Origin of the sequence: Pseudoalteromonas rubra (genome assembly GCF_001482385.1) — a bacterium.
GTDB lineage: Bacteria > Pseudomonadota > Gammaproteobacteria > Enterobacterales > Alteromonadaceae > Pseudoalteromonas > Pseudoalteromonas ardens.
Genome location: NZ_CP013611.1, coordinates 3238388 through 3260716 on the forward strand (window position 1 = coordinate 3238388; position 22329 = coordinate 3260716).

The 22329-nt window shown below is 48.2% G+C and carries 19 protein-coding genes and 1 other RNA gene; 13 read left to right on the plus strand and 7 right to left on the minus strand.

Annotated features, from left to right (window positions below; genetic code table 11):
- Window positions 1-100 precede the first annotated feature (100 nt).
- Together sspA and AT705_RS14145 are read left to right on the plus strand one after the other, a co-directional pair.
- Window positions 101-727, plus strand: coding sequence for a stringent starvation protein SspA (sspA, locus tag AT705_RS14140; protein ID WP_049862862.1), 627 nt, complete (start codon window positions 101-103; stop codon window positions 725-727).
- Window positions 727-1176 carry a ClpXP protease specificity-enhancing factor gene (locus AT705_RS14145; protein WP_058797055.1) on the plus strand — a complete coding sequence of 150 codons (450 nt, stop codon included), beginning with the start codon at window positions 727-729 and terminating at the stop codon, window positions 1174-1176. The genes sspA and AT705_RS14145 overlap by 1 nt, the downstream gene beginning before the upstream one ends.
- Before the next feature lie 271 nt (window positions 1177-1447).
- On the opposite strand, the gene dolP is transcribed toward AT705_RS14145, so the two are convergent.
- Genes dolP through AT705_RS14165 form a run of 4 tightly spaced genes read right to left on the minus strand, consistent with a single transcriptional unit; the run spans window position 1448 to window position 4865 of the window.
- Window positions 1448-2014, minus strand: a complete 567-nt coding sequence (gene dolP, locus AT705_RS14150; protein ID WP_058797056.1) for a division/outer membrane stress-associated lipid-binding lipoprotein — start codon at window positions 2012-2014, stop codon at window positions 1448-1450.
- 3 nt (window positions 2015-2017) lie between these two features.
- On the minus strand, window positions 2018-2602 hold the full coding sequence (locus AT705_RS14155; protein ID WP_010386593.1) for an SIS domain-containing protein: 585 nt from the start codon (window positions 2600-2602) through the stop codon (window positions 2018-2020).
- 1 nt (window position 2603) lies between these two features.
- Window positions 2604-2969: a YraN family protein gene (locus AT705_RS14160; RefSeq protein WP_058797057.1), complete on the minus strand. Its 366-nt coding sequence runs from the start codon at window positions 2967-2969 to the stop codon at window positions 2604-2606.
- Between the two features lie 3 nt (window positions 2970-2972).
- Window positions 2973-4865: a penicillin-binding protein activator gene (locus tag AT705_RS14165; RefSeq protein WP_058798007.1), complete on the minus strand. Its 1893-nt coding sequence runs from the start codon at window positions 4863-4865 to the stop codon at window positions 2973-2975.
- Between the two features lie 63 nt (window positions 4866-4928).
- On the opposite strand from AT705_RS14165, the gene rsmI reads away from it, so the two are divergent.
- Both rsmI and rnpB read left to right on the plus strand, forming a co-directional pair.
- Window positions 4929-5792, plus strand: a complete 864-nt coding sequence (rsmI, locus tag AT705_RS14170) for a 16S rRNA (cytidine(1402)-2'-O)-methyltransferase (RefSeq protein ID WP_058797058.1) — start codon at window positions 4929-4931, stop codon at window positions 5790-5792.
- A gap of 59 nt (window positions 5793-5851) precedes the next feature.
- Window positions 5852-6222, plus strand: an RNA gene (gene rnpB / locus AT705_RS19530) — RNase P RNA component class A.
- A gap of 169 nt (window positions 6223-6391) precedes the next feature.
- On the opposite strand, the gene AT705_RS14175 is transcribed toward rnpB, so the two are convergent.
- On the minus strand, window positions 6392-8530 hold the full coding sequence (locus tag AT705_RS14175) for a winged helix-turn-helix domain-containing protein (protein WP_058797059.1): 2139 nt from the start codon (window positions 8528-8530) through the stop codon (window positions 6392-6394).
- A 126-nt stretch (window positions 8531-8656) separates the two neighbouring features.
- Between AT705_RS14175 and AT705_RS14180 the strand changes: the two genes are divergently transcribed.
- From AT705_RS14180 to secF, 4 genes are all read left to right on the plus strand, one after another.
- Window positions 8657-10198 carry a serine hydrolase domain-containing protein gene (locus AT705_RS14180; RefSeq protein WP_157576794.1) on the plus strand — a complete coding sequence of 514 codons (1542 nt, stop codon included), beginning with the start codon at window positions 8657-8659 and terminating at the stop codon, window positions 10196-10198.
- Window positions 10199-10418: 220 nt separating this feature from the next.
- Window positions 10419-10892, plus strand: coding sequence for a hypothetical protein (locus AT705_RS14185; RefSeq protein ID WP_157576796.1), 474 nt, complete (start codon window positions 10419-10421; stop codon window positions 10890-10892).
- Between the two features lie 112 nt (window positions 10893-11004).
- Window positions 11005-12819: a protein translocase subunit SecD gene (secD, locus tag AT705_RS14190; RefSeq protein ID WP_058797062.1), complete on the plus strand. Its 1815-nt coding sequence runs from the start codon at window positions 11005-11007 to the stop codon at window positions 12817-12819.
- Window position 12820: 1 nt separating this feature from the next.
- Complete coding sequence (gene secF / locus AT705_RS14195; RefSeq protein ID WP_058797063.1) at window positions 12821-13723, plus strand: protein translocase subunit SecF; 903 nt, start codon at window positions 12821-12823, stop codon at window positions 13721-13723.
- 54 nt (window positions 13724-13777) lie between these two features.
- Here secF and AT705_RS14200 read toward each other — a convergent pair whose 3' ends face one another.
- Window positions 13778-15886 (minus strand): winged helix-turn-helix domain-containing protein, encoded by a 2109-nt coding sequence (locus tag AT705_RS14200; RefSeq protein WP_058797064.1) that lies wholly within the window; start codon window positions 15884-15886, stop codon window positions 13778-13780.
- A 192-nt stretch (window positions 15887-16078) separates the two neighbouring features.
- Between AT705_RS14200 and AT705_RS14205 the strand changes: the two genes are divergently transcribed.
- From AT705_RS14205 to AT705_RS14220, 4 genes are all read left to right on the plus strand, one after another.
- Window positions 16079-16972, plus strand: coding sequence for a hypothetical protein (locus AT705_RS14205; protein ID WP_237113732.1), 894 nt, complete (start codon window positions 16079-16081; stop codon window positions 16970-16972).
- A gap of 159 nt (window positions 16973-17131) precedes the next feature.
- Window positions 17132-17641 carry a hypothetical protein gene (locus tag AT705_RS14210; RefSeq protein ID WP_058798009.1) on the plus strand — a complete coding sequence of 170 codons (510 nt, stop codon included), beginning with the start codon at window positions 17132-17134 and terminating at the stop codon, window positions 17639-17641.
- Window positions 17634-17858: a helix-turn-helix transcriptional regulator gene (locus AT705_RS14215; protein WP_010383398.1), complete on the plus strand. Its 225-nt coding sequence runs from the start codon at window positions 17634-17636 to the stop codon at window positions 17856-17858. The genes AT705_RS14210 and AT705_RS14215 overlap by 8 nt, the downstream gene beginning before the upstream one ends.
- A 150-nt stretch (window positions 17859-18008) precedes the next feature.
- Window positions 18009-18470 (plus strand): hypothetical protein, encoded by a 462-nt coding sequence (locus tag AT705_RS14220; protein ID WP_049862843.1) that lies wholly within the window; start codon window positions 18009-18011, stop codon window positions 18468-18470.
- A 44-nt stretch (window positions 18471-18514) separates the two neighbouring features.
- Here the strand turns inward: AT705_RS14220 and AT705_RS14225 are convergent, their stop codons facing one another.
- A complete protein-coding gene (locus AT705_RS14225; protein WP_237113733.1) occupies window positions 18515-19084 on the minus strand; it encodes a DUF4879 domain-containing protein in 570 nt (189 codons plus the stop codon).
- Window positions 19085-19358: 274 nt separating this feature from the next.
- On the opposite strand from AT705_RS14225, the gene AT705_RS14230 reads away from it, so the two are divergent.
- The gene (locus tag AT705_RS14230) at window positions 19359-22214 is read left to right on the plus strand and encodes a WD40/YVTN/BNR-like repeat-containing protein (RefSeq protein ID WP_058797065.1); all 2856 of its coding nucleotides are present in this window, start codon (window positions 19359-19361) and stop codon (window positions 22212-22214) included.
- Window positions 22215-22329: the final 115 nt, after the last annotated feature.

Genomic DNA, 22329 nt, shown 5'->3' on the forward strand with positions numbered 1-22329 from the left:
ATAGGGGCTTAAGCCCCTATTGCTGTTTTTATCGATTTTATTACATAAAATTGGTATTAAAGTGATTTTATTACTTTGTCATTAATTTATGGAGGTAGGCATGGCCGTTGCTGCCAATAAGCGCCCTGTTATGACTCTTTTCTCCGGTGCAAACTGTATGTACAGCCATCAGGTTCGTATCGTATTGGCCGAGAAAGGGGTAAGTGTCGATATTCATCTGGCCGAAAAGGACAACTTGCCAGAGGCACTGCATGAGATTAACCCTTATGGTACAGTTCCCACTCTGATCGACAGAGAATTAGGCCTGTATCAGGCAAATATCATAATGGAATACCTTGATGAGCGTTTCCCTCATCCTCCATTAATGCCTGTCTACCCTGTTATGCGTGGTCGCAGCCGTCTAATGATGCACCGTATCGAAACAGACTGGTACAGCCTTGCAGAAAAGATTGCGCACGGTGGTGCAGATGCCGAACAGGCACGCAAAGAGCTGACAGAAGCGTTACTTGCGATCGCACCTATCTTCAGTGAAGCACCTTACTTCATGAGTGAAGAGTTCAGCTTGGTTGATTGTTATCTGGCTCCTCTATTATGGCGCTTGCCACAGCTTGGCATTGACCTGTCAGGTGCTGGTGCAAAAGAGCTGAAAGAGTACATGCTGCGTTTATTCGAGCGCGATTCATTCCAGGCTTCATTAACTGAAGCTGAGCGTGAGATCCGCAGCTAATGACTTCAAATCGCCCCTATCTATTGCGTGCTTTTTACGACTGGATTGTCGATAACCAGTGTACACCCCATATTGTGGTTGATGCTGAGTTTCCGGCGGTTGAGGTACCACGTCAGTTTGTTCAGCAGGGGCAGATAGTGCTGAATGTTAGCCCTTCAGCAGCTGCTAACTTTTTAATGGACAATGATGCATTGAGCTTCAACGCGCGTTTCTCTGGCCAGCCCATGCAGGTTTATGTGCCAATTGGTGCTGTACTGGCTATCTATGCGCGTGAAAATGGTGAAGGTACGATCTTCTCTGAGCCGGAACATCCGCAGGATGATATGCTCTCAGAAGACGATACTCAGACTCAAGCAGAAGAACGTGAGGGATCAGTTGAAGTCACTTCAGCCGATAAAGAAACGCCTGAAAAGGCGAAGAAAACCTCGCATCTGAGAGTGATAAAGTAGCACGTCAAATCATAAAAAACCTGCCATAGGGCAGGTTTTTTTATATCTCTTTATTATACCAATTTGCTTAATTAAGTGTTCTATTTTGAGGCGAGAAAATATCGTCAATAACACCGCTCCCGCGTCCTGCTACTGCTGAGACACCTACATCCATGTAGGCGAGGCAAAAATTTTCCTATTTAGTTGTTCTAAATGAAAAATCTTTAACACAGTTAGTGTCATATTTGCTCCTTCAAAGTACACAGGTATTAAGTGAAATTGGTATTAACTATTACAAGATTTCGAAGGCTTTAACGACTTTCAGCACCCCGTGCACATTGCGTGCAATATCAACGGCTCGCTCGGCTTCTGTGTGATTGACCAGGCCCATCAGAAAGACTTCGCTGTTTTCGGTGACTACCTTAATATTGCTGCCATCTATGTGGTCGTCGGCAATCAATTTGGTTTTTACTTTGGTGGTTAACCAGCTGTCATTTGTCTGGGTGGTGATACCAATGTTGCTGCCGATCCGCAGCTGATTGTATATTTGCTTAATGCCCTGAACGCCTTTCAGAGTGCTGTGAGCTTGTTGTTTCATTTCTATGGTGCTTACCTGACCCACCATCAGCACGTGGCCGTTGACACTCACCAGGCTAATATTAGCGTGGTTAGCCAGTGCCGGAATGCGCTTAAGTGCCAGCGTTCCTTTGATCTCGATATTGTTATCATCAATTTGTGAGCCCAGTGTTCGTCTGTCATTGGCTGACGTGACAGCGCCAGCGGTACCGGCCACAACTGCGGCTGCGCAGCCCTGGATCAATAACACAGAGCAAAGTATCAGTGCAGGTCGTTTTAACATCTTTTATGCGTCCTGTGGAAAGAGAATATTGTCGATTAACTGGCTCAGGCAGTGTACGGTAAACAAGTGGGTCTCGAGAATGCGGCTGGCACGTTTACTGGGCACCCGTATTTCTACGTCATTGGGTCCCAGCAGTCCCGTTAGCTCGCCACCATCATCGCCGATCAGCGCAATGACATTGAGATCATTGGTCAGCGCGGCCTCTACGGCACTGATCACGCTTTTTTCATGCCCGTCGATGGCCACAACAAACAGCAGATCATTTTCATTTGAAATAGCGCGAACCTGGCGGGCAAAATAGTCCGACCCCTGGTTCTCGTCGTTGTTACTCAAGTTGATCTGAGTCTGGCTCAGGGTTAGTGCAGGCAGACACGGGCGTTCAGTCTCAAAGTAATTCACCAACAGATTGCTGAAGTGTTCTGCCATCATGTGGCAGCTTGGTACGCCACAACAGATCAGTTTATTGCCGTTGATAAGGCACTGTGCAATTGCATAAGCCGTTGATTCAAGTACCTCAGGGAGCGCTTCACCTGCGGCAATTTGTGCTTGAATACTTTCGGTAAAGATCTCTTTAATTGATTCTTGCATACTAAGTTATATTTCTAATCCATTGGATATCTGGGTTTTTATCGCCTTGAATTGCTACAAAGTCGATTCGGACAGGGACATTGTGCAAAGCCGATTGTTGCAGGTAATTATATATACTGCGACGCAATTTTTGTAACTTACTTTGACTCAGCGCCTGTATTGCGCCACCAAAGCCTCCGCCACGGCGGAATTTTACTTCGACGAACACCCAGGTATCGCCTTCTTTCATGATCAGGTCGATTTCACCATAGCGGCATAAATAATTACGCATTATGGCTTTAAGACCCTGTTGTTTAAGATAAGTTTCAGCAACCTCTTCATAGTGTTGGCCTTTTTCTCGGCTATGACTGAACAGGTTGCCAAACATCGTTTACTGCTGTGCCTGGTAATTGTCATACAGCTGTTTCATAAACAGCGGTGTAGGCGGGCGCTGGTCCAGGCTAACCAGTCTGATCTGTTTTTTGTGATATTGTGCCCAGCTCAGCTGACGATCAATCCGGTTAGCCTCTTTGATGGTGAGCGCACCAGTCAGGCCGTCAAATTCTTTGCCTGGTATTTTACTCAGCTGCTTAATTTCAGGGAGCAGGTTCAGGGCATCATAGGCCATGGCAAACAGGCGTTGCTCAATGTCTGATTGCTCCGGCCATAAGGCAGAGTGTTGTTCGCGCAAGTTTTGCAATTTGACCGCGCCGGGTAGCATCCAGGGTACTTCGGTGAAAAACAGCCCTTCTAGGTCCCCTTTGTCTGTTTTGTCTATCTGCTTGCTGTAACTTCGTGAGCTGGCATAGAGCGGGATACGATCGGCAAAGGTACTGACATTCACGTCCAGATAAGGTTTGAGTAAACGAGTTTCAATGGCATCCCCTAAAATATAGATAGCATCTATATCACGACGTGAGCGGGTCTCACTTTCCAGCTCTTTGCGAAACATACGCTTAATGGTGCTGATCCGCTGTTTTGAGCTGTCTACTTCAAGCAATTGGCCAACCACTTCGGCCATGTTTTCACTGTCTGAGTAAAAGCCGACTTCCGGGTGGGTTTCGCTATAACGCTGCCACTGGGTTTCAAAGTGGCTGATCAAGCGTTTACCGGATGCGGTATCGGGCGCCAATAGCATCGGCTTTTGATAGCCTTTGGCGAGAAAGTGCACCATGGCCTGCTCAACCTCATGCTCGGGGTCCAGTGCAAAGTAATAATGGTCTGGATTATCGGCCTGTGAAGCGGTATCCAGAGTGTTTAAAAACAGGGCAGGTGTGGTCGTTAAATATGTACTGGCGGTGAGCTTCTCTACATTGCTTTTGAGTAACGGACCAATGACAAATTCGGCCTGACTTTGTTGTAGCTCTTTATCAATTTGTGCAACATCCAGCGTTTCATCAATAAAGAAAATTTCTTCAATCCGGTTGTTGTCCATTGCGGCCAGGAAGCCATTTTTGAGGGCTCTGCCCAAGCGTTCACTGTTGCCAGAAGTTGGTAATAAGACCGCGATGCGGGTCACGTCATAGGGCGCGAGGTCCAGCGTGGTTTTTACCTCTGTGGGGATGATCTCACTGCCTGGATGACTGGTATATCGGCGTTGCCAGTTATTTAATGCCTGATGAAGTTGCACCGTCGACCCGAGGTAGATCTGATGATACTTGGCCAGTTTAACCCAGCCTTGCTGGATAACCGTGCCGCGGTCGAAGCGCTCCAGCGCATAAGAGGACAACTGCTGTAATACTTGCCAGATGTCCCGGTTCAGACCGGCAATCGACACTTGGTGTTTGTTGGCCAAGTCAGCACTTTTAAAATAATGGACCAGTGCTTTTTTGGGCAACTGCTGGGCGGCATACACGCTGCCCATCAAATACTGATGCCAGGCCTGATGCTCTGGTAGTTTTAATTTGCTTTCCAACGTTTGCAATAAGGCCAGCGCGCTGCTGAATTTCTGCTGTTGTTGTCGGGCCAACGCGGTATACAGTTTGTTTTGTACATGATCGACACTGGCTTTGCTTTCAAGCTCGCTACAAGCCTGTTCCAGAATGGGCCAGTTTTGTTCGTCAATGGCGGCTTGCCTTGCCAGATAGAGCAACTGGATTTTACTTGCGCCTTGTTTGCTGCTGGCCTTATCGAACAGACCTTGCGCATCCAGTTGTTCAGCTGGTGCGGTAGAGGCTGTGGCCAATGTCTGTTTGTCTTGCGTTGATGCCGTTTTAGGGGTTGTGCCACAGGCCGATAACCCTGACAATACCGCAATCACTAGACTTATATTTTTCAGTCTCACTCGCAAACCTATACTCATACCTTTTGTTTGTGGATATCTTACTGACTGACCCTGGAGAGCTCAATGACAAATGCCGAAATCTCAGACAAAATTGGCACCCTGTATATCGTTGCCACACCCATAGGCAATTTAGAAGACATCAGTGAACGTGCGCTGAAAGTGCTGGCAGACGTCGACTTAGTGGCTGCCGAGGACACGCGTCACACAGGTAAATTATTGAGTCACTTCAGCATAAAAGCAAAAACCTTTGCATTGCACGACCACAATGAGAAACAAAAAGCACAACAGGTTCTGGATTGGCTGGAGCAGGGCATGGATATCGCGCTGGTATCCGACGCCGGCACACCGCTTATTAGCGACCCTGGCTATGCGGTGGTGAACTTATGTCGTGAAGCTGGCGCTCAGGTTACCCCTGTCCCTGGCGCCTGTGCTGCAATTGCGGCAGTAAGCTGCTCTGGATTGCCAACGGATCGCTTCCAGTTTGTTGGTTTTACGCCCGCTAAAAGCCAGGCTCGCCAGAGCTTCTTTACAGAGGCACATGAGTCCGGCATCACCAGCATTATGTATGAAAGCACTCACCGTATCATGGCCAGTCTGGCTGACTTGCAAACAGCACTGGGTGAGCAGCAGCAGATAGTGTTCGCCAAAGAGTTGACCAAAACCTATGAAACCTTTTTCAGTGGGCCAGTGTGTGAGCTGATCGCTTTTCTTGAAAACGAACCTGAGCGTCAGCGGGGCGAGCTGGTACTGATGCTACCAGGTAAAATCCAGGTGAGTAGCGAAATGTCGCCGGAAGCCAAACAACTGATCGGCTTACTGGAAGGAGAAATGCCGCTGAAAAAAGCCTGTGGCATTGCTGCTGAGTACTTCGGATTGAAGAAAAACGCCCTGTATAAAGCCATCATTGCCGAGCGCGAAGGAGAATAATCATAAGCAACGCAAATTAATGCTGCGTTTTATGGCAAAGGTGCGTATAATCGCCCGCCTGAGTCAGCCGGATAATCGCTGCCTGTGACGAAAATGATCAGGGGGAGGAAAGTCCGGGCTCCATTGGGCAGGGTGCCAGCTAACGGCTGGGGGGCGTGAGCCTACGACAAGTGCAGCAGAGAGAAGACCGCCTAAGTTCTTCGGAACCGGTAAGGGTGAAAGGGTGCGGTAAGAGCGCACCGGGCCACTGGTAACAGTTGGTTGCAAGGTAAACTCCACCCGGAGCAAGACCAAATAGGGTTCCTTATGGTGTGGCCCGCATCGGAACCGGGTAGGTTGCTCGAGCTTGGGAGCGATCCCAAGCCTAGACGAATGATTATCGATCTCCCTCGGGAGAGAACAGAACCCGGCTTACAGGCTGACTCACCCTTTTCAGTAACCGCTTGATTTACCTCTGTAGATCAAGCGGTTTTTTATGATTCCCATCCACCACACCATAAAGCTTGAACTTCTGGTAGACGGTTATCAAGTTCAACACGCCATTTCTTATTAAAGAATGAAATTAAGGGCGGCGTGAAATTGAGCTTTTGAGCGTGTGGTTATTTGATCGATAGTGTCATGATATCGGTTTCACTTTCGAATGTGCTAAATACCATCAGATCTTGCCTGAAATCAGAAATATCCATTCCTTTATCAGTTAACTCAATGATCAAGTCTGCCGTTTGCGTCTCGAAGGCAAAATACCATACGGTTCTGCTGCTCCTCGTGTTATCTATCACAATGAAATACAGGCCTGCATCGGCAGAAAAATGCTGAGTTATGCGGCCGTCGTTAGGAGCCCGCCATAATATTTGCCCTTCATCATCATATAACTCCCCCTGATAAATGGACATCGATTGGCCTAAATTAGTTAATACGCCAACGTGTTTGTCAGGGAAATATTGAGAGGTCTGTGTTTTATTTTTCACATCAAAGGTGAACCATTTGGGGGATTTACCATTGCTATCCCTGATAAATAGTGCATTTCGATCTTGATGCCAGGCTTCTGGTTGGCCGACTAACGTATCTAAATGGTTTATTTTATTTGTCTCTAAACTGACAATAAAGACCCGATCATTTCGAGCGCTTGCCAGCTTATCACCCTTTGGGCTCCACACCGGTTTTGATAATGCCAAATATTGCTCCTGATTGGCATATACGAGGTGGTCAACACCCGTATTTAAGTCCTTAACAAACATCTGGCTGTGGCCATTTTTATTGGAAATATAGGCAAGCTTGTTACCATCTTGCGATAATGTGCCCTGCCAGCTATGTGCATTAGCATCTGTCCAAAAAGCAGATTCTGCGCTTCGTATATTGTGCCAGCCAATGTCGCCTTTGAATGTTGCCTGTGTGTAGATCAGTTTTTGTCCATCAGGACTAAAACCGGGAAAATGTAAAAATGCATAGTTCTCAAAGGTAATCGGCAACAGGTGTGCAGAAGCATTTAATTGAAATAGAGATTTTCCGTCACTTAATAAATAGGCATTGAAGTTCGGGTTTGTATCAATGAAATACCAGTTTTGGTCTAATGAGGCGAATAAAGTGAAACTGCGATCGGGTATTGAAAGATGCCAGATTTGTGAGGTGTGTTGTGCATTAAAGCCTAAAACTGCGATGCCTTTCTTATCAAGTGAACGAGAAATGCGATAAGGGGTAAAGTTGTCATGGCTTGTTAGCAATTGCTCAACTGTACCGTTTTCTATTGATCCTGAATAGAGGCTGGTTTTTCCCGCAACCTTTCCTAAAAAATATATATGTTTCGTATCTGAGTAAAATGCCGAGATGCCGGTAATTTCAGGAACACTAAAAAGTACGTCGCTTTGGTCTAGCTTATATTTTTTGTTAAAAATTAAATTGCTAAACTCAACTCCCTTGCTGGTTTTAATCGCAATAAGTATTTCGGTTTGGTTGTTTGGTTTGCTTTCTATCCCGGCTTTAGGCTTAACCTCAAAAAATAAAATACTGTCCTTGCTTGATAACAACAATTGTTCTGCATTTGTTTGCAACGACTTTAGCCATAACTGACTAGGGCCATCGTCAGAATGACGAATAAACACAATATGTTGATTTCCATCTATGTATCTGGCGTAGGTTTCGTTGTCATTGCTGGCTGTTAGCGGACGGAAATGGCTCACTTGCCATACGTTAGGTGAATCAAAAGTTGTCTTTGTTGGGGGGGGAAAAAATAGAGCCAGCGCAACTGCCGAAAGTAACAGTAACGATAGAGCGCTAACAAGCATGGTTCGGCCAGTTTTACTTTTAGTTGAAAAAGGCGGCAAAACATCAGAGTGAGTCGGTGTCGCTTCTGCTGGTGAAGGGGGGGGAGTCACCTGGGCTTGCAAAATATAACCGCGCTTAGGGTGGGTCTTTATCAGCGATTTAGAGTCGTCTTGTAAGCACTTTCTCAGTATCGCGATACACCGCCGGATAGAGCTGGGGTTATAAATGGACCGTGGCCACACTTGTTCAAAGATATGCTCAGGCGTTACCACGTTATTGAGCTGGCGGCACAAAACCAGCAGTACTTCCATGACCTTAGGCTCAACTGAATGCAGTTGTTCTCCGAGTTTTATTTCGCCTTTTTGAGGGAAAATTTGCGCATCATTGATGAAGAATATCTCGTTGCTTGACTGTTGATGAGCTGAAATTTCCTTGATTTTACCCTCTGTGTTTTTTTCTAGTAATTTGATATTCATTAATAAATTCAACTCTTAAGCTTTTCTTAACGCAATCCGAACGGTTTCTCCATCGCCATTTAAGCACTGCCCGGTAATGCTGGGGGTCAGGTAAATCAATTAACCCACTGTTAAAAGGATAAAAATGTGAACCTACATCCTACCAAAAAACAAATTTTGTTCGCAGAAGCTGTTCGTTCTTTTTTGTGTCACTATATAAACCGTTTGAGTGTAATTAGGCACTTGCTAACATGTTGCGTGCTGCTTTCCACTGTCTTATTTTACAGCCAATCAAGTCTCGCCAAGCCGGCAGAAAATGCAGAGGAATTGATCCATGAATTTATTCGAGTGATGAATGACAAGCAACAGGCATCCGTTGTTAAATTTGTTGATCATCATATGGCACAATCGAGTATTGAGGCATTTGGTGGAGAAGGCCGAGCGCGTTATATCGGTTATATTACCGGTGAACGGCGATTTCATGGATTTCTCGAGCTTGATACCATTGAACCGTTATCTACGCACAATGGTACTGAGCGATTTAGGATAAGAGTAAAGTCGAGAAACACCGATTTATGGTACAACTTAACCATGACAATGCCACAACAATCACCAAACAAACTGGCCAATTTTTATCTGCAACCCACGTCACACCCTAATGAAGAAAATAGCAAAATATCGAAAACGGAACTGATAAGCCAAGTACGTCACTATATTAATAGTCTTACTGCTAAGGGGTTGTTCTCTGGGGCAATACTTATCGCTGACACTGATACTGTGCTCTACCAAGACGCAAAAGGCTTCACCAATCTCGAACGGACAGCAAAAAACAATGTAGACACTAAGTTCAATCTGGCATCAATGAATAAAATGTTTACCGCGGTGGGCATTTTACAGCTGGTTGAGCAGCAGAAAATGAGCTTGGATGATAAGTTAATCAAGTTTATTGACCCGGCAATGTTCCCTGCTGGAGAGTTCGATCAAATAACCGTGCGCCAATTGTTAAGCCATACCGCCGGATTAGGTTGGTCACAAGCACCAGATACAGAGCAAAGCTCAGGTAGTGCCGAAAGAGAAGTTACGAAAAACTTTAAACACCTAACCTTAGCTGCAACACCAGGTGGTCAATTTAGGTACAGTAACGATGGCATGGTTTTATTGGGGGAAATCATTGAAAAGGTCAGTGGTAAAAGTTATTACCGCTATATTCGAGAGTACATCTATCAACCTGCCGGCATGATTCATTCTGATAGTTATGACCCCAAGCAGGCAATTGAAAATATGGCCATTGGTTACTACTACGATGCAGAGCAACAAAAAAGCCTAAACAATCTCGAATTTATGGGGACTCGTGGCGGCGCAGCTGGCGGCGGGTTTTCAACGGTTGTTGATTTACATAAATTTTCGCAAGCGCTGACGCAATATAAGCTTCTGTCTAAAGCCTTGACCCAGGCAGCATACAGTGCGAAGCCTGAATTACATTCACCGGGTTATGGCTATGGTTTTTCAACTCAAGGTGAACAAGGGAATAGAATTATCGGTCACTCGGGAGGTTCGATAGGCGTAAGCTCTCGATTGAGTATTTATTTAGACCAAGGTATTACACTGGCTATTTTGTGTAATAAAAACTTTGTTAGTGAGCCTGTGGTTTGGAAAGTTAATCAGCTAGTACGGCGTTTAAACAACTGACGAAATAATGACATTCCAACACCGGACCCTGTAACAGATTCTGTGTAACGCCAGTTAGTTCCAGCATTTAATTAGTTAAGTGCTGGAACCTATTTTTTACCCCATATCTGTTTCACAGGTAAGCAAACTATTTAGCCTTGTCGCTCTTGAAAAACCGTTTTTCCGTCTATATCTTCACCACATGAATTGTGAGACATTTGCCAAAATACTACGGTGTTTAGTGCCGCTTTTGCTGTTATGTACGCTACTGAATATGGGTAGTCGTGATGCCGTGGCCGCAGATTGGCAAACTCAGCACGTCCCAATGATTGTGTTGTCACATGCTGTGAATGCAGAACCTGACACCAAGGACTTCTTGCATAAAGCCACTGACACTGCACTGATAAAGCACTTGTCTGCGCCAGGTACTGAGGTGTCACACTCACAACCGGCAAGCTATCCCGCACAATTGCCGTCACAGAGCCGATTAACGCATCCCAGTTACTTTCTGCATCCGGACCAACAGCCAGATTATGACCTGCTCTATGTCTTTGCTGATCCCGACTTGTACCGAGTGAGCCAGCAATACATTCACCAACCTTTGACACGACCCTGGCATCAGTGTGCCTCGCGTATGCGCACTGGCCTGATCAATGACTGCCAGCCTGCTAATTTAACTTACCGTGCAAAACTGACTTATCAGCTGAGCGCCTGATCTCACGATACGCAGCGACCAGAACCTTGGTTGAGCTGCGACATGTTTTATCAGGTAAATAGCAAAGTGTGAGCTGCTCAGCGATGCAGCTCATCGATAAGTGAGTCAAATTATGAATAGAAGAACGAACGCTGCGAATACGGCCTGGCCGACGCGGCTCAAACGGCTGTTAGTGGTGGCTGTGATCCTTGTACTGGGTTTGTGTGCCATGCCCAACTTATATCAAAACAAAACCCAACTCAGTATCAGTGCGCTGCCACAAGCGCAGACCTTGCCCAGTCCCGACACACTCGTGCAATTGCTACAAAGCCATGGCTTTAACGTTGCACAGATAGGTTCGGGCGAGCCAACGTTGGTGACGTTAACGCCACAGACTGCCTCAGCCTCTGCACAAGCTGTGTTGGCCGAGGCGTTGCAGGATCAGGCGTCTGTAAAAGTGGTTGAACAAGCCACTGCGCCATATTGGTTGCAACGGCTGGGGTTATCACCCATTAAGCTGGGCCTCGATTTAAATGGCGGGGTGCTGTTCGTGTTGAAAGTCGATACCGACAAAGCACTGGAAAAGCGCATGGAAAATATCGCGCTGGAGGCAAAATCCCAGCGCATCCGCGATAAATTAAAAGGCGTGCGTATTGAACGCAGTTCGGTTGCAGGTCTTGAGTTGGTGGCGCTCCCTCAGGGGACGGCAGCATTGCAGCAGTTACAGACGGCATTGCTGGCCCAGTTTCAACACCTGAGCGTCCAGACACATAAACAGGGTAATTTATTACGGGCAACACTCAGCTACGATGAGGCTGGCAAAGCGGCTTTTGAACAACAAACCATGACCCAGTCGCTGACCACACTCAGATCGCGGATCGAAGAGTTAGGCATTACAGAAGCTGTGACCCAGCGTCAGGGGGCCAATTACATTCGCATTGAGCTACCCGGGGTTCAGGATCCGGCGGCAGCAAAGCGGATCATCGGTGCGACAGCACAACTGTCTTTCCATGCGTTGCAGGAGTTCGGTGGCAAGCGCGTCAAAGCAGAGCATGGCATGGTTGGGTTAGATCCGCTGGCGATTTTTACCGGTGCCGATATTGATTCGGCGCAGGCTGGCCGGGACGAGTATGGCAAACCTCTGGTGCAGTTATTTTTATCATCCCGGGGCGGCGATAAAATGTTGCGCTTTTCCCGCGCCAATGTGGGTCAGCCTATGGCGACTATGTACAGTGAGTATATCGCCGACAGCCGGGGTGAGATCCGGCAAAGCAGTCAGGTGATCTCAGTTGCCACCATACAACAGGTGTTGGGGCAGCGCTTCAGCATAACGAACCTGGGGTCATGGCAAAAGGCACAGGAGCTGGCGCTGTTATTGCGGGCAGGGTCCTTAGATGCGCCTTTAACCATAGTAACTGAACGCACCATAGGGCCTAACCTGGGTGCGCAGAACATCGCGAGTGGCTTTGGTGCACTGGCACTGGGCCTGTCGCTGACATTGGGATTCATGTTGTTGTGGTATCGCAAGCTGGGTGTCATTGCCTGCATGGCGCTGGTGGCGAATCTGGTGTGTTTAGTGGGCCTGATGTCGTTACTACCGGGCGTTGTGCTGACCTTACCCGGCATTGCCGGCCTGGTCCTGACGATAGGTATGGCGGTCGATACCAATGTGATTATCTTTGAGCGGGTCAAAGAAGAAAAGCGACAGGGAAGCAGCATGCGTGCGGCGCTCCAGCGTGGTTACCAGCAAGCGCAAAGCAGCATCATAGATGCCAATTTGACTACCATGATCACCGCGCTGGTGTTGATGTCCATTGGCTATGGCCCGGTTAAGGGGTTTGCCATCACTTTGGCGTTGGGGATCATCACCAGTATGTTTTGCGGCGTGGTGGTCTCCGGCCAATTGTCGCAGTGGTTCTATCGCATCAAATCGGAAAAAGGAGCCTGATATGCATAAACTCTGGCAAACAATTCGTACCTCAGGTTTACTACTGAGTCTGATAGCGGTCATACTCAGCGCTGTGTTCGTCAACCAGTACGGACTTGAGTTTGGACAGGACTTTACGGGTGGCTATGTCAGTGAGTTCCAACTCGCTCAGGATATCTCCAGCAGTGAGTTACGCGACCAGCTGACGCCCTATGTTTCCGGGGAGTTTCGATTATCTGAGCACGATGCCCTTCACTGGCAATTATTTCAGCCACCGCAGAATAACAGCCCGAAACCGCTCGACTGGCACACTCAGTTGCCCGACGAGCTGGGGATGGAGATCCTCGACAGCCGCTATGTGGGGGCGCAGATAGGCGCTGAGCTTATCGAGCAGGGCGGGCTGGCTTTGCTCGTGAGCTTGTTGGCAGTGGGCTTGTATCTGATAGTACGATTTGAATGGCGACTGGCTGTATCGGCAAGTCTGGCCCTGCTACATGACGTGCTTATCACACTGGGCTTTTTCGCTGCGACCGGAATGGAATTTGACCTGACGGTACTGGCCGCCTTGCTGGCCATCATTGGCTACTCATTGAATGATTCGATTGTCATTGGTGACAAAGTCAGAGAGTTGGTTCGCGCCCGTCCGGATAGCACCGTGAGCAACACCATTAATGCGGCGCTGGGCAGCACCCTGGGCAGAACAGCCATTACCTCGCTGACGACATTGACCACCATAGCTGCACTTTGGTGGCTCGGTGGAGCCAGTTTACAGGGGTTTGCGAGTGCTTTATTCATTGGGGTTGCAGTCGGGACCTGGTCTTCTATTTTTGTCAGCGCAACATTACCGCAGTGGCTGGGCCTGAGCCACAGTAACTATCAGCGCACGCTTAGCGAGCAGGAAAAGCAGCAGCTTGCTGAGCCTTAAGAGCTGCATTGTGTTGCTCAAGGGCAGGCCGTAGTTTGCCCTTGAGCAACGCTGTTAATCCGCCAGTAGTAACTCCACCACCTCTTTACGCGATGTGAGTTGTTTGATGAGGAGGATTTGCGCATCGTTGACGGCTGAAATGCGGATAATATCGTCTGCCACAGTGGTGATAATTTCAAAATCACCACTGTGCAGATCGTAAGACCACAACTGGGCATCCTCGTTGATCCCATACAAGGTATTACCAAATGCGGTAAACAGTCGCTCGCTGCCTTGTGTCAATAGCGGTTCAATCAGCTGATCTTCAACCGGGCCGGATCGCCAGAAACGATCCATGTGATCGGTATAAACCAGGCTCCCGTCGGCGGTTTTGAGCGCCCAGGTTACGTCGCGGTCTTTGAGAATACGTACATCAGCGGTGTTAAGATTCAGCTCTGCAAAGGTGAGTATGCCATTGACCCGGATCAGAGATAAGGCTGTCTGATTGCGACTGTCCCAATGGAACAGCTGCACTACCGGGTAGTCCAGTGGCACAGTATGTTGGCTGCCATCCAGATTGAGACGCACCAGCGTTTTGTCGGTATTGGCTAACAGCTGTGTCCCATCGGCGGACCAGTGGGTTTCATATAAAGAGGTGTCCATGGGGAAATTGCTGAGCTGGCGGGGGACTTGCCCATCACTGAGCCAGATCTGCATTTGTCCGGAGCGTGCAGAATTAAAGGCGAGCAGCTCACCCCCTGGCTGAAACAGCGCGTTGCTCTCTTCCCGGTTCGAGCGTTCCAAAATCTGACGTGCTTGTGCCTGTGTTGCCTGGTGTAAAGGCATGGCATAAATATCGCTGTCGTATTGTCCTTTGATCACCAACATACGGCTGTCACTGGGATGAAACACCGGTGAGCCCATAGGTTCATCCACCGGCAGCGTCACCGGGTTAACCTGTCCCTGATAGGTCAGGGTGTATAACTGGCGGCCGGTGCTGAAGGCGAGTTGATTCTCATAGGGAGAAAAGTTGGGGTAGATGGACTTAAAGCGAGCAATGGTATTGGGGTAGTGAATGCGGTGGCTGGATACCTGCTCACCATCGGGCTTGAGCATATCAAGATAATAATGTGACCCTTCGCCGAGGCGCACGACCGCCAGCAGACCGTCTTTACGCGAGTAATCATAGCTGATGATATCGCCATCACTGACCTCATAAAGAAGGGTGCTGGTGTTATCTTGCAGTGAGTAGCGGATTAATTTCCAGCGTTCATGGTTTTTTTGCAGCAGTGCAATGTGGTCACTGTCCAGCCATTGTGGCTCTCTGATCTGTGAGTTTTTGCACTCCAGCACGCGAGTAGGCGTTTGTGGTGATTGCAGTGCTTTATCGAAATCCAGCGTCATAAGGTGGTAGCAGAGCTTTTGTGTCAGGGGCTGAATACAGTTAGAGGTTTGTACGAAGGCCAGCGTTTTGCCATCGGGCGAAAACTGATGTTGTCCGTTGATATCCAGGTTGTCCGTGAGACGAAACTCTTGCTGGGTATCGATACGTTTTGCCCAGATATTATTACGGCACACTTCAGTAGAATAACGATGAAACACGATATATTCACCGTCTGGGGAGTATATTCCGGCAACTTCGCGGTTATCTGTGGCAGTCAGTGGCCGGAATTCGCTGATCGTGAGCTGTGCGCTTGAGCTTGGTTCGAATAAGACTGAGGCTGCGAGGCCAACAATAAAAAACGCCGCTGCAAACAGGGCAAAACCAAATTGAGAGCGAGAGCGTATCTGAGCGGGCCCAGGTGTGTGGCGTGGTTTGGGTTGAATGCTCTCTGTGTGCTGTTCAGGCGTCGTACTTTGCGATTGTGCTTGCCAGCGTACTTCGCATTCCAGGCTGTAGCCCTTCTTGGCATGGGTCTTGATGATATGCTGCTCTTTGCCATCATCACCTAATGCTTTTCTTAACTGCGCAATGCAGCGCTGAAGGGTGTTCGGCGAGACGATGGTATCTGGCCACACGTGATCCAGCAGCATGTCCTGACTAAGCACTTGTCCCTGATGTTTTGCCAGCACCGTGAGTACAGACAGTGCCTTAGGCGCTAAGGTTTTTATCTCTTCTTCGACGGTGATTTGATTACGTGATAAGTCTACGTAAAACTCACCTATCCAGTATTGCTGTGTCATAGTGTTCCTAATGCGCCATGCGCTCCTCGCACCTGTATCAAAATCACACGCTAATTTTAATTTAACTATTTGATAATAATGCTTTTTGTAATTTTCATAATAAAGTCAGCAAGAAGTCACCGTCAGGCCCAGATTTTTTACTCTACACCGGTATTTTGATTGCTCTGCTTACTCGCTTACTGGGAGAATAATATGATGAAGCCTGAATTACCAAAGTTACTTTTGTCTGTTGTGGGTCTGTTTGTATGTAGCAATGGCAACACTCAGCCTGTGTTGACTGAGCTAAATGGCCCTTACCTGGGCCAGGAGCCACCCGGATTAACTCCAAAAGTGTTTGCTCCGGGACTCGTGTCTATGCCCGACTGGGGCGATGCAGTGCATTTCGCGCCTGATAAAGCAGTGCTCTATGTTTTTCGTTGGCGGATGAACAATGGGCAGCGTGAAACGGCATCTGTGACCTTTAACCGGGCAGCTGGTGGATGGCAGCAGGTCATTAATACGCAAACGGGAAGAGCGCCCTATTATGCGCCGGATGGGCAAAGGGTGTTTTATGGCAAGCAATATAAAACGCGTACCCCGGATGGGTGGTCAGAGATGAAAAAGCTGGGTCCGGCCTTTGATGATATTCCAATGATGGGCCTGAAAATGTCGCTCAAGGGCACAATTGTGTTTGACGAGTTTACCCGGGATGGCAAGGGGGTGCTGAGGTACTCTAAATGGGAAAATGGTGAGTGGCAGAAGCCAAAGGCCCTCAGCGAAACAATCAATACCGGTAAATGGAATGCGCACCCCTTCATCGCCCCAGATGAATCTTATGTGATGTGGGATGGCCATCGGGAAGCGGGGTTTGGCAGTGCTGATCTGTATATCAGTTTTCGTCAGCCTGATGGGTCATGGGGCGCGGCGATTAATCTGGGAGAGCGAGTTAACACGGCCGCCGAGGAGGGCGGGCCGCAAGTGACACCCGATGGCAACTACCTGTTTTTCAATAGAATGGTTAAGGCTGAAGGGAAACAGGGTAAAGCGCAGTCTGACTTATTCTGGGTCGATGCAAACATCATCGAAACGCTCAGGCCCACTCAATAAGGTCATAAGGGTTGCTACAGCTGGACGTGCGTACTAAATTCGCTTCGACACTTAGTGTAGTCATACACTTCTAACCTTAGGTAAAAGATGTTTGACATTGGGTGTAATATCAACCAATATGAGTTAAAGATTTTTTACTTTGAGTTAAGGGGGGTATTCATGACAAGTAATGAAAAGCTGAAAGTACTGAAAGCATTACTCGACTCTCTGAGTTTTCGGGACCTGACACTAACGTTAGATCTGCTAGTGACTGGTGCTGTGGTGTATTTCTATGCAACCAGCCTGATGGCGGCCAGCGCTGAGCAGCTAGCCAGCGGTACCTGGATATCTCAGTTGTTGATCAAGGTGGTGGGGGTCTCTGTCGTCCTGTCAATTATCAGTCAGTTGTTGCTGGAGCTGGTCAGCGACGGGGATGTCGAAAAACCGCTGGATGAGCGCGAAAAATACCTGTCGCTGGTAGGCAACAAGTATGCGCTTTGGATACTTCAGGCTGGGGTGTGTTTTGCGATTGGCCAATATGCTTTGGAGCAAAATGGCCTGGGTGCAGCGCAGCGTGCGGAATTGCCGTTCCTGACTTTGCACATTATGGTGGGCGCATTTCTCCTAGCGGAATTGGTTAACTATGTCACCCAACTGATCCAAAATCGGATGGGAACCCTTCATGGCTGAGTGCACAATCACTAATCAGATCAGAATGTTGCGATTTATGGCCGGAGAGATGACCCAGAAAGAACTCGCTGAGCGTGTTGGGGTAACCCGCCAAACCATCATGGCGATTGAGGCAGCCAAGTATTCGCCATCGCTGGAAGTGGCATTTAAAATTGCTGAGGTTTTCGATCAGCCGCTGGAGTCCGTCTTTCAGTATAAACACCGCGCCGAGCCGTGAAAAAGGTGTGTATCAGGAGGTACACTAGTAGGTAGAATGTATGATATTCCTGGCACTCTAATTGCATTAACAGAATGTAAATAGCGGGCCTGCTTAGTTTGCCGTAGAGAGATGACCCGCCCTAATCTCCCCAAAGGAAGGATATCATCTATGAATGCAATCAACGCAAGCGCTGGCGCCAGTGCAGCCAGCCAGGTCTACGCAACACGCAATACTTACACTGCCGAGGAGTCATCTGGCAATCCACACAAAGCCGGCGCAACAAGCGACACGGTCACACTCAGTGATAAAGCCCGGCAAGCGGAAAATAAGTGGCAAGAACTTGCAGCCAAGTATGACGTGCACAATATGTCGGCAGGTGAAATGCGCAGCTTGTCCAGAGAATTATTTGATGGTGGATTTATCGGTACAGGTGAAATGATGGTCATAGGCGCACCCACCTCGATGAATGAAGATCCGTTCAAGAAACACGATCTGCTGAACGATATGAAACATACCTATCAGCTGTCATCAGCTATGGGTGGGCATAGCAAAGAATCAAGCGAGTTATATCTGAAGTCCATTGAGATAATTCAAAGGCTGGGTCAAACCAGAAATGGCTCAGTAGCTTAATCAAATGGGTGCATAACTGCACAATGCACCCGTACGACTTTGTATTAGTTGATATACAAAGAGTCACTCCAGTAACCAAACGGAGAGGCAACCGAGTTGGCAGAAGCTTTTACCTGACCTGCAGACTGGCCGGTGAAGTCCCAACCGTATAACCAGCCTGTGACTGTTTCACCAGCCTGGCAACGGTGTAGATCTGAGCCACATCGTGCTTCACGGAGCGCCGCAGACTTTGACACCCCATTCATGGTTGCGTTGTTTGGATTGCCGTAGCCGACTTGCCAGGCATATACATATAAGTAGCTGCCACCGTGATTGGTGCCAGTAGAAAAATCTCCGGCAAGAATCCTCTGATCGCCACCAAGCTGTGAGCGGACCAGGCCAAATTCAAAGTAGGAGATACCTGTGGCGGGTGCCATAGGTTGAACATCAAAGCGCGGATATTGCTGAGGTGCTGTTTTATACTCAGGTGCCTGTTTAACAATATCGGCAACCTGGTGTGCGACGCCGTAGTAATTCTCTGCATTTTTCATAATGCCATTTTCAATATCACCCGCCAGTGCTGATCCTGACATGAAGGCAACTAATCCTAATACTGCATTTCGTAGATTGTTCATAAAATTGTCCTTATTACAAAGAGTGTTTCACTGCGGAGCAGAACACCCCACAGAATTGTATTGTTTACTTTTTGTGAATCTTTTTAAGCTTTTATTTTACATTTTTTGTGTGGGATTGTTTTGGATCAAAAAGCCGTGATGTCTGAGCTTGGGCGCGAAGGCTGTAACCCAATGTTTGAACTATATACAGAAATGTTAAGTATCTGATAAGGTGACAAGTGACCTGTTTGTCAGGTAGTTATAACAGGAAAACAATAAATAAAAAGGAGTGGATATGAGTGATAAAACAAAAGTAGGTTTGTTCGGCGGTATTGCCTTGTCGGCGATTGCTGTTGCCGTGCTTTATGCCAGTAGTAAGCCATCTATCAACGATATAACCCCAAAAACCAAAGTACACGAAAAAAACATTCGTGAGCCGGATAAGTCGATGCAGAGCCTAATTCGGGTGAATCCGGCGCGTCAGTTAGATATGCAGGCTAAGTATGATGAAGCGTTCAGACAGGTTCAGGCGTATCGTGCACGTGAGTCATCAGAGCATCAATGGGAGAACCTGGGCCCTGAACGTGTGGGTGGGCGCACCCGCACCTTGGTATTCCATCCGCAAAATCCCGACATTTTATTTACCGCAGGTATTTCCGGGGGAATATGGAAATCTGTGAACGCAGGTGAAAGCTGGCAACCCATTGCCAGTGAGTTGCCCAGTATGGCGATTGGTACCCTGGTCTTTGATCCTGATGACAGTGAACGCTTGTTTGCAGGCAGTGGTGAAGGTGTTTATGTTGGGCGCGGTTTCACTAACAGCATCGGGTTTGCCGGTGATGGCATTATGACGTCTGAAGATGGTGGTGAGACCTGGTATCAGCTCGAGAGCACCAATAACAATGTCAATTTTCAATATGTGAATAAGCTACGCTTTGGTGCGCAAGGTCGTCTCTATGCAGTCACAAATACGGGGATCTGGTTGTCTGATGACAAAGGGGAACGCTGGCAGTTGGCACTTGATCAGAGTGATGTATTGGGTGGGTGTCTGGAACTGGCCGTGAGTCCGTTAAGTGATGAGCAGGATCGGATCCTGGCTAGCTGTGGCAACTTTGGTGAGGGGGGCGCGGTTTACCTGAGTCAGGATTCAGGGCAAAGCTGGCAGCCAGTGATTGCCGAGCCCAATCAGGGCCGCACGACGTTGGCTTTTGCACCATCAGATCCCAACATTGTGTATGCGCTGGCTGCTTTTAATGCACAAGGAGATATACCGCATGCATTACAGGGCCTCTACAAATCAGTGGATGGTGGAGAGAACTGGGCGCTGGTGACCGGACCACAACACCCGGATATACTGGGACGCTATGTGCTCTCAAACCCCAACAGTTTGTATTGTCCCGATCCGGAACAAAGCTTCATTTATGGTCAGGGCTGGTTTGATAACACACTCACCATTGATCCTACCGATGCCAACGTGATCTGGGTGGGGGCTGTCGAAGTTATGCGCTCCGAAGACAGCGGCCAAAACTGGCAACAGGTGTCCTTCTATTACTTTGGCGCTGACACACCACATGTTGATCACCATGGCTTATATTTCCACCCCGAGTATGACGGCGTGAATGAAACGCGCTTATATAATGTTAATGATGGTGGTATCGCATTGACCAGTAATCCATTTGCGAAGGGCATGAGTGCCTGTAGTGAGGAGCCAGCAGACATTGCCTGGCGCTCGTTGAATTCAGGTTACAATGTGACCCAGTTTTACCATGGTGATGTGTCAGAAGATGGTAGCCAGATTGTTGGCGGTGCCCAGGACAACGGCAGCAGGGCTTTCTCACCAGATACCGGCTGGCAGCATGTTGCTCAGGGAGACGGTGGTTATGCCTTCTTTATAGATGACGCGCGGATGCTGGTATCAAGTCAGAATGGTAACGTGATCCTCCGTGAAAATGGTGAAAATCGTTATCTGGAAAAGGCCGAGTACGAAAGTGGTCTCTTTATCGCGCCCTATGCAGTGGACCCAAATTACCCCGATCGTGTTTGGCTGGGTGGGCAAAGTTTGTGGCGGCTGGATGAGTTATCAGACGGGAGATTCGAGCGTGCTTCAGAGCGCTTTACCGAAGAATATCGTCGGGGGATCACAGCGTTAGTGGTGAAACCAGGCGACAGTAATACTGTGGTCTATGCTCAGACGGATGGCGCGCTGAAACGTCTGAACAACGCGCTGAGCTCCGACAGCACGACCACGCCACAAGATATTAGCTTCTCCGATACCGCCTATGTACGCGAATTACACTACAGCATGCACGATAACACAGACATGTATGCGGTTGTGTCAACGTTTGGCGAAAAGCACATCTGGAAAAGCGAGGACGAAGGAACCAGCTGGCGCGCACTCGATGGTGAAGGTGAGGGAGCATTTCCGGATTTACCGGCGCATACCCTGGTGGAGTTAAGAGAAGATCCGGACACCTTATTTGTGGGTACCGATTATGGCGTATACCACACAAATGATGGGGGAGACAGCTGGCAGCCCTTCATTCATGGTCTGCCCAATGTAGCGGTATACCGCATGGTGTTAAGGCGGATTGAGCACGTTAACTATCTGTATGCGTTTACTTATGGCCGTGGTGTGTATCGTATCGCATTGGATGTGGCTAACCAGGCACCGCAGTGGCGTCAACAACCTGATGTACTCAGTGTTAAGCCAGATGAAGCCATATCCATGGAGCTTATTGAGCTGGTGGTTGATCACAACGGCGACAACTACTTTTTCAGTGCACCTGAACTGCCCGAGGGCTTTGAGCTGGCGGACTGGGGTAAATTGACCGGGCAGTTTGCGAGTGCGGGAGAATATGCGATTAACATTGAAGTCAGTGATGGCCAGTTGAGCCAGCAACTGACACTGCAGTTTCAAGTAGAAATCTCAGACGGTGACTCAGATGGTGGCTCAGGCGGTGATTCATCAGGTGGTGATTCATCAGGTGGTGATTCAGCAGGTGGTGATTCAGCAGATGAACCGGATACGTCAAAACCGGATGGAAGCAGCGGAATGTTAGTGCATCTGTTTGGGTTGCTTGGTGGCGTATGCTGGTTGCGCAGAAGAAGTGCACGGCGTGCTGCGAGTAAGAAAGCGCCATCGCTTCAGTAGACATTGCTGAACTCGATATAGATGGGCAAGCCACCTGATAGTTGGGTGGCTGGCCTGTGACATTGTTGTATTTATCAATAACTATCTAATTATATTGCTTTTTAACTTTTCAGCG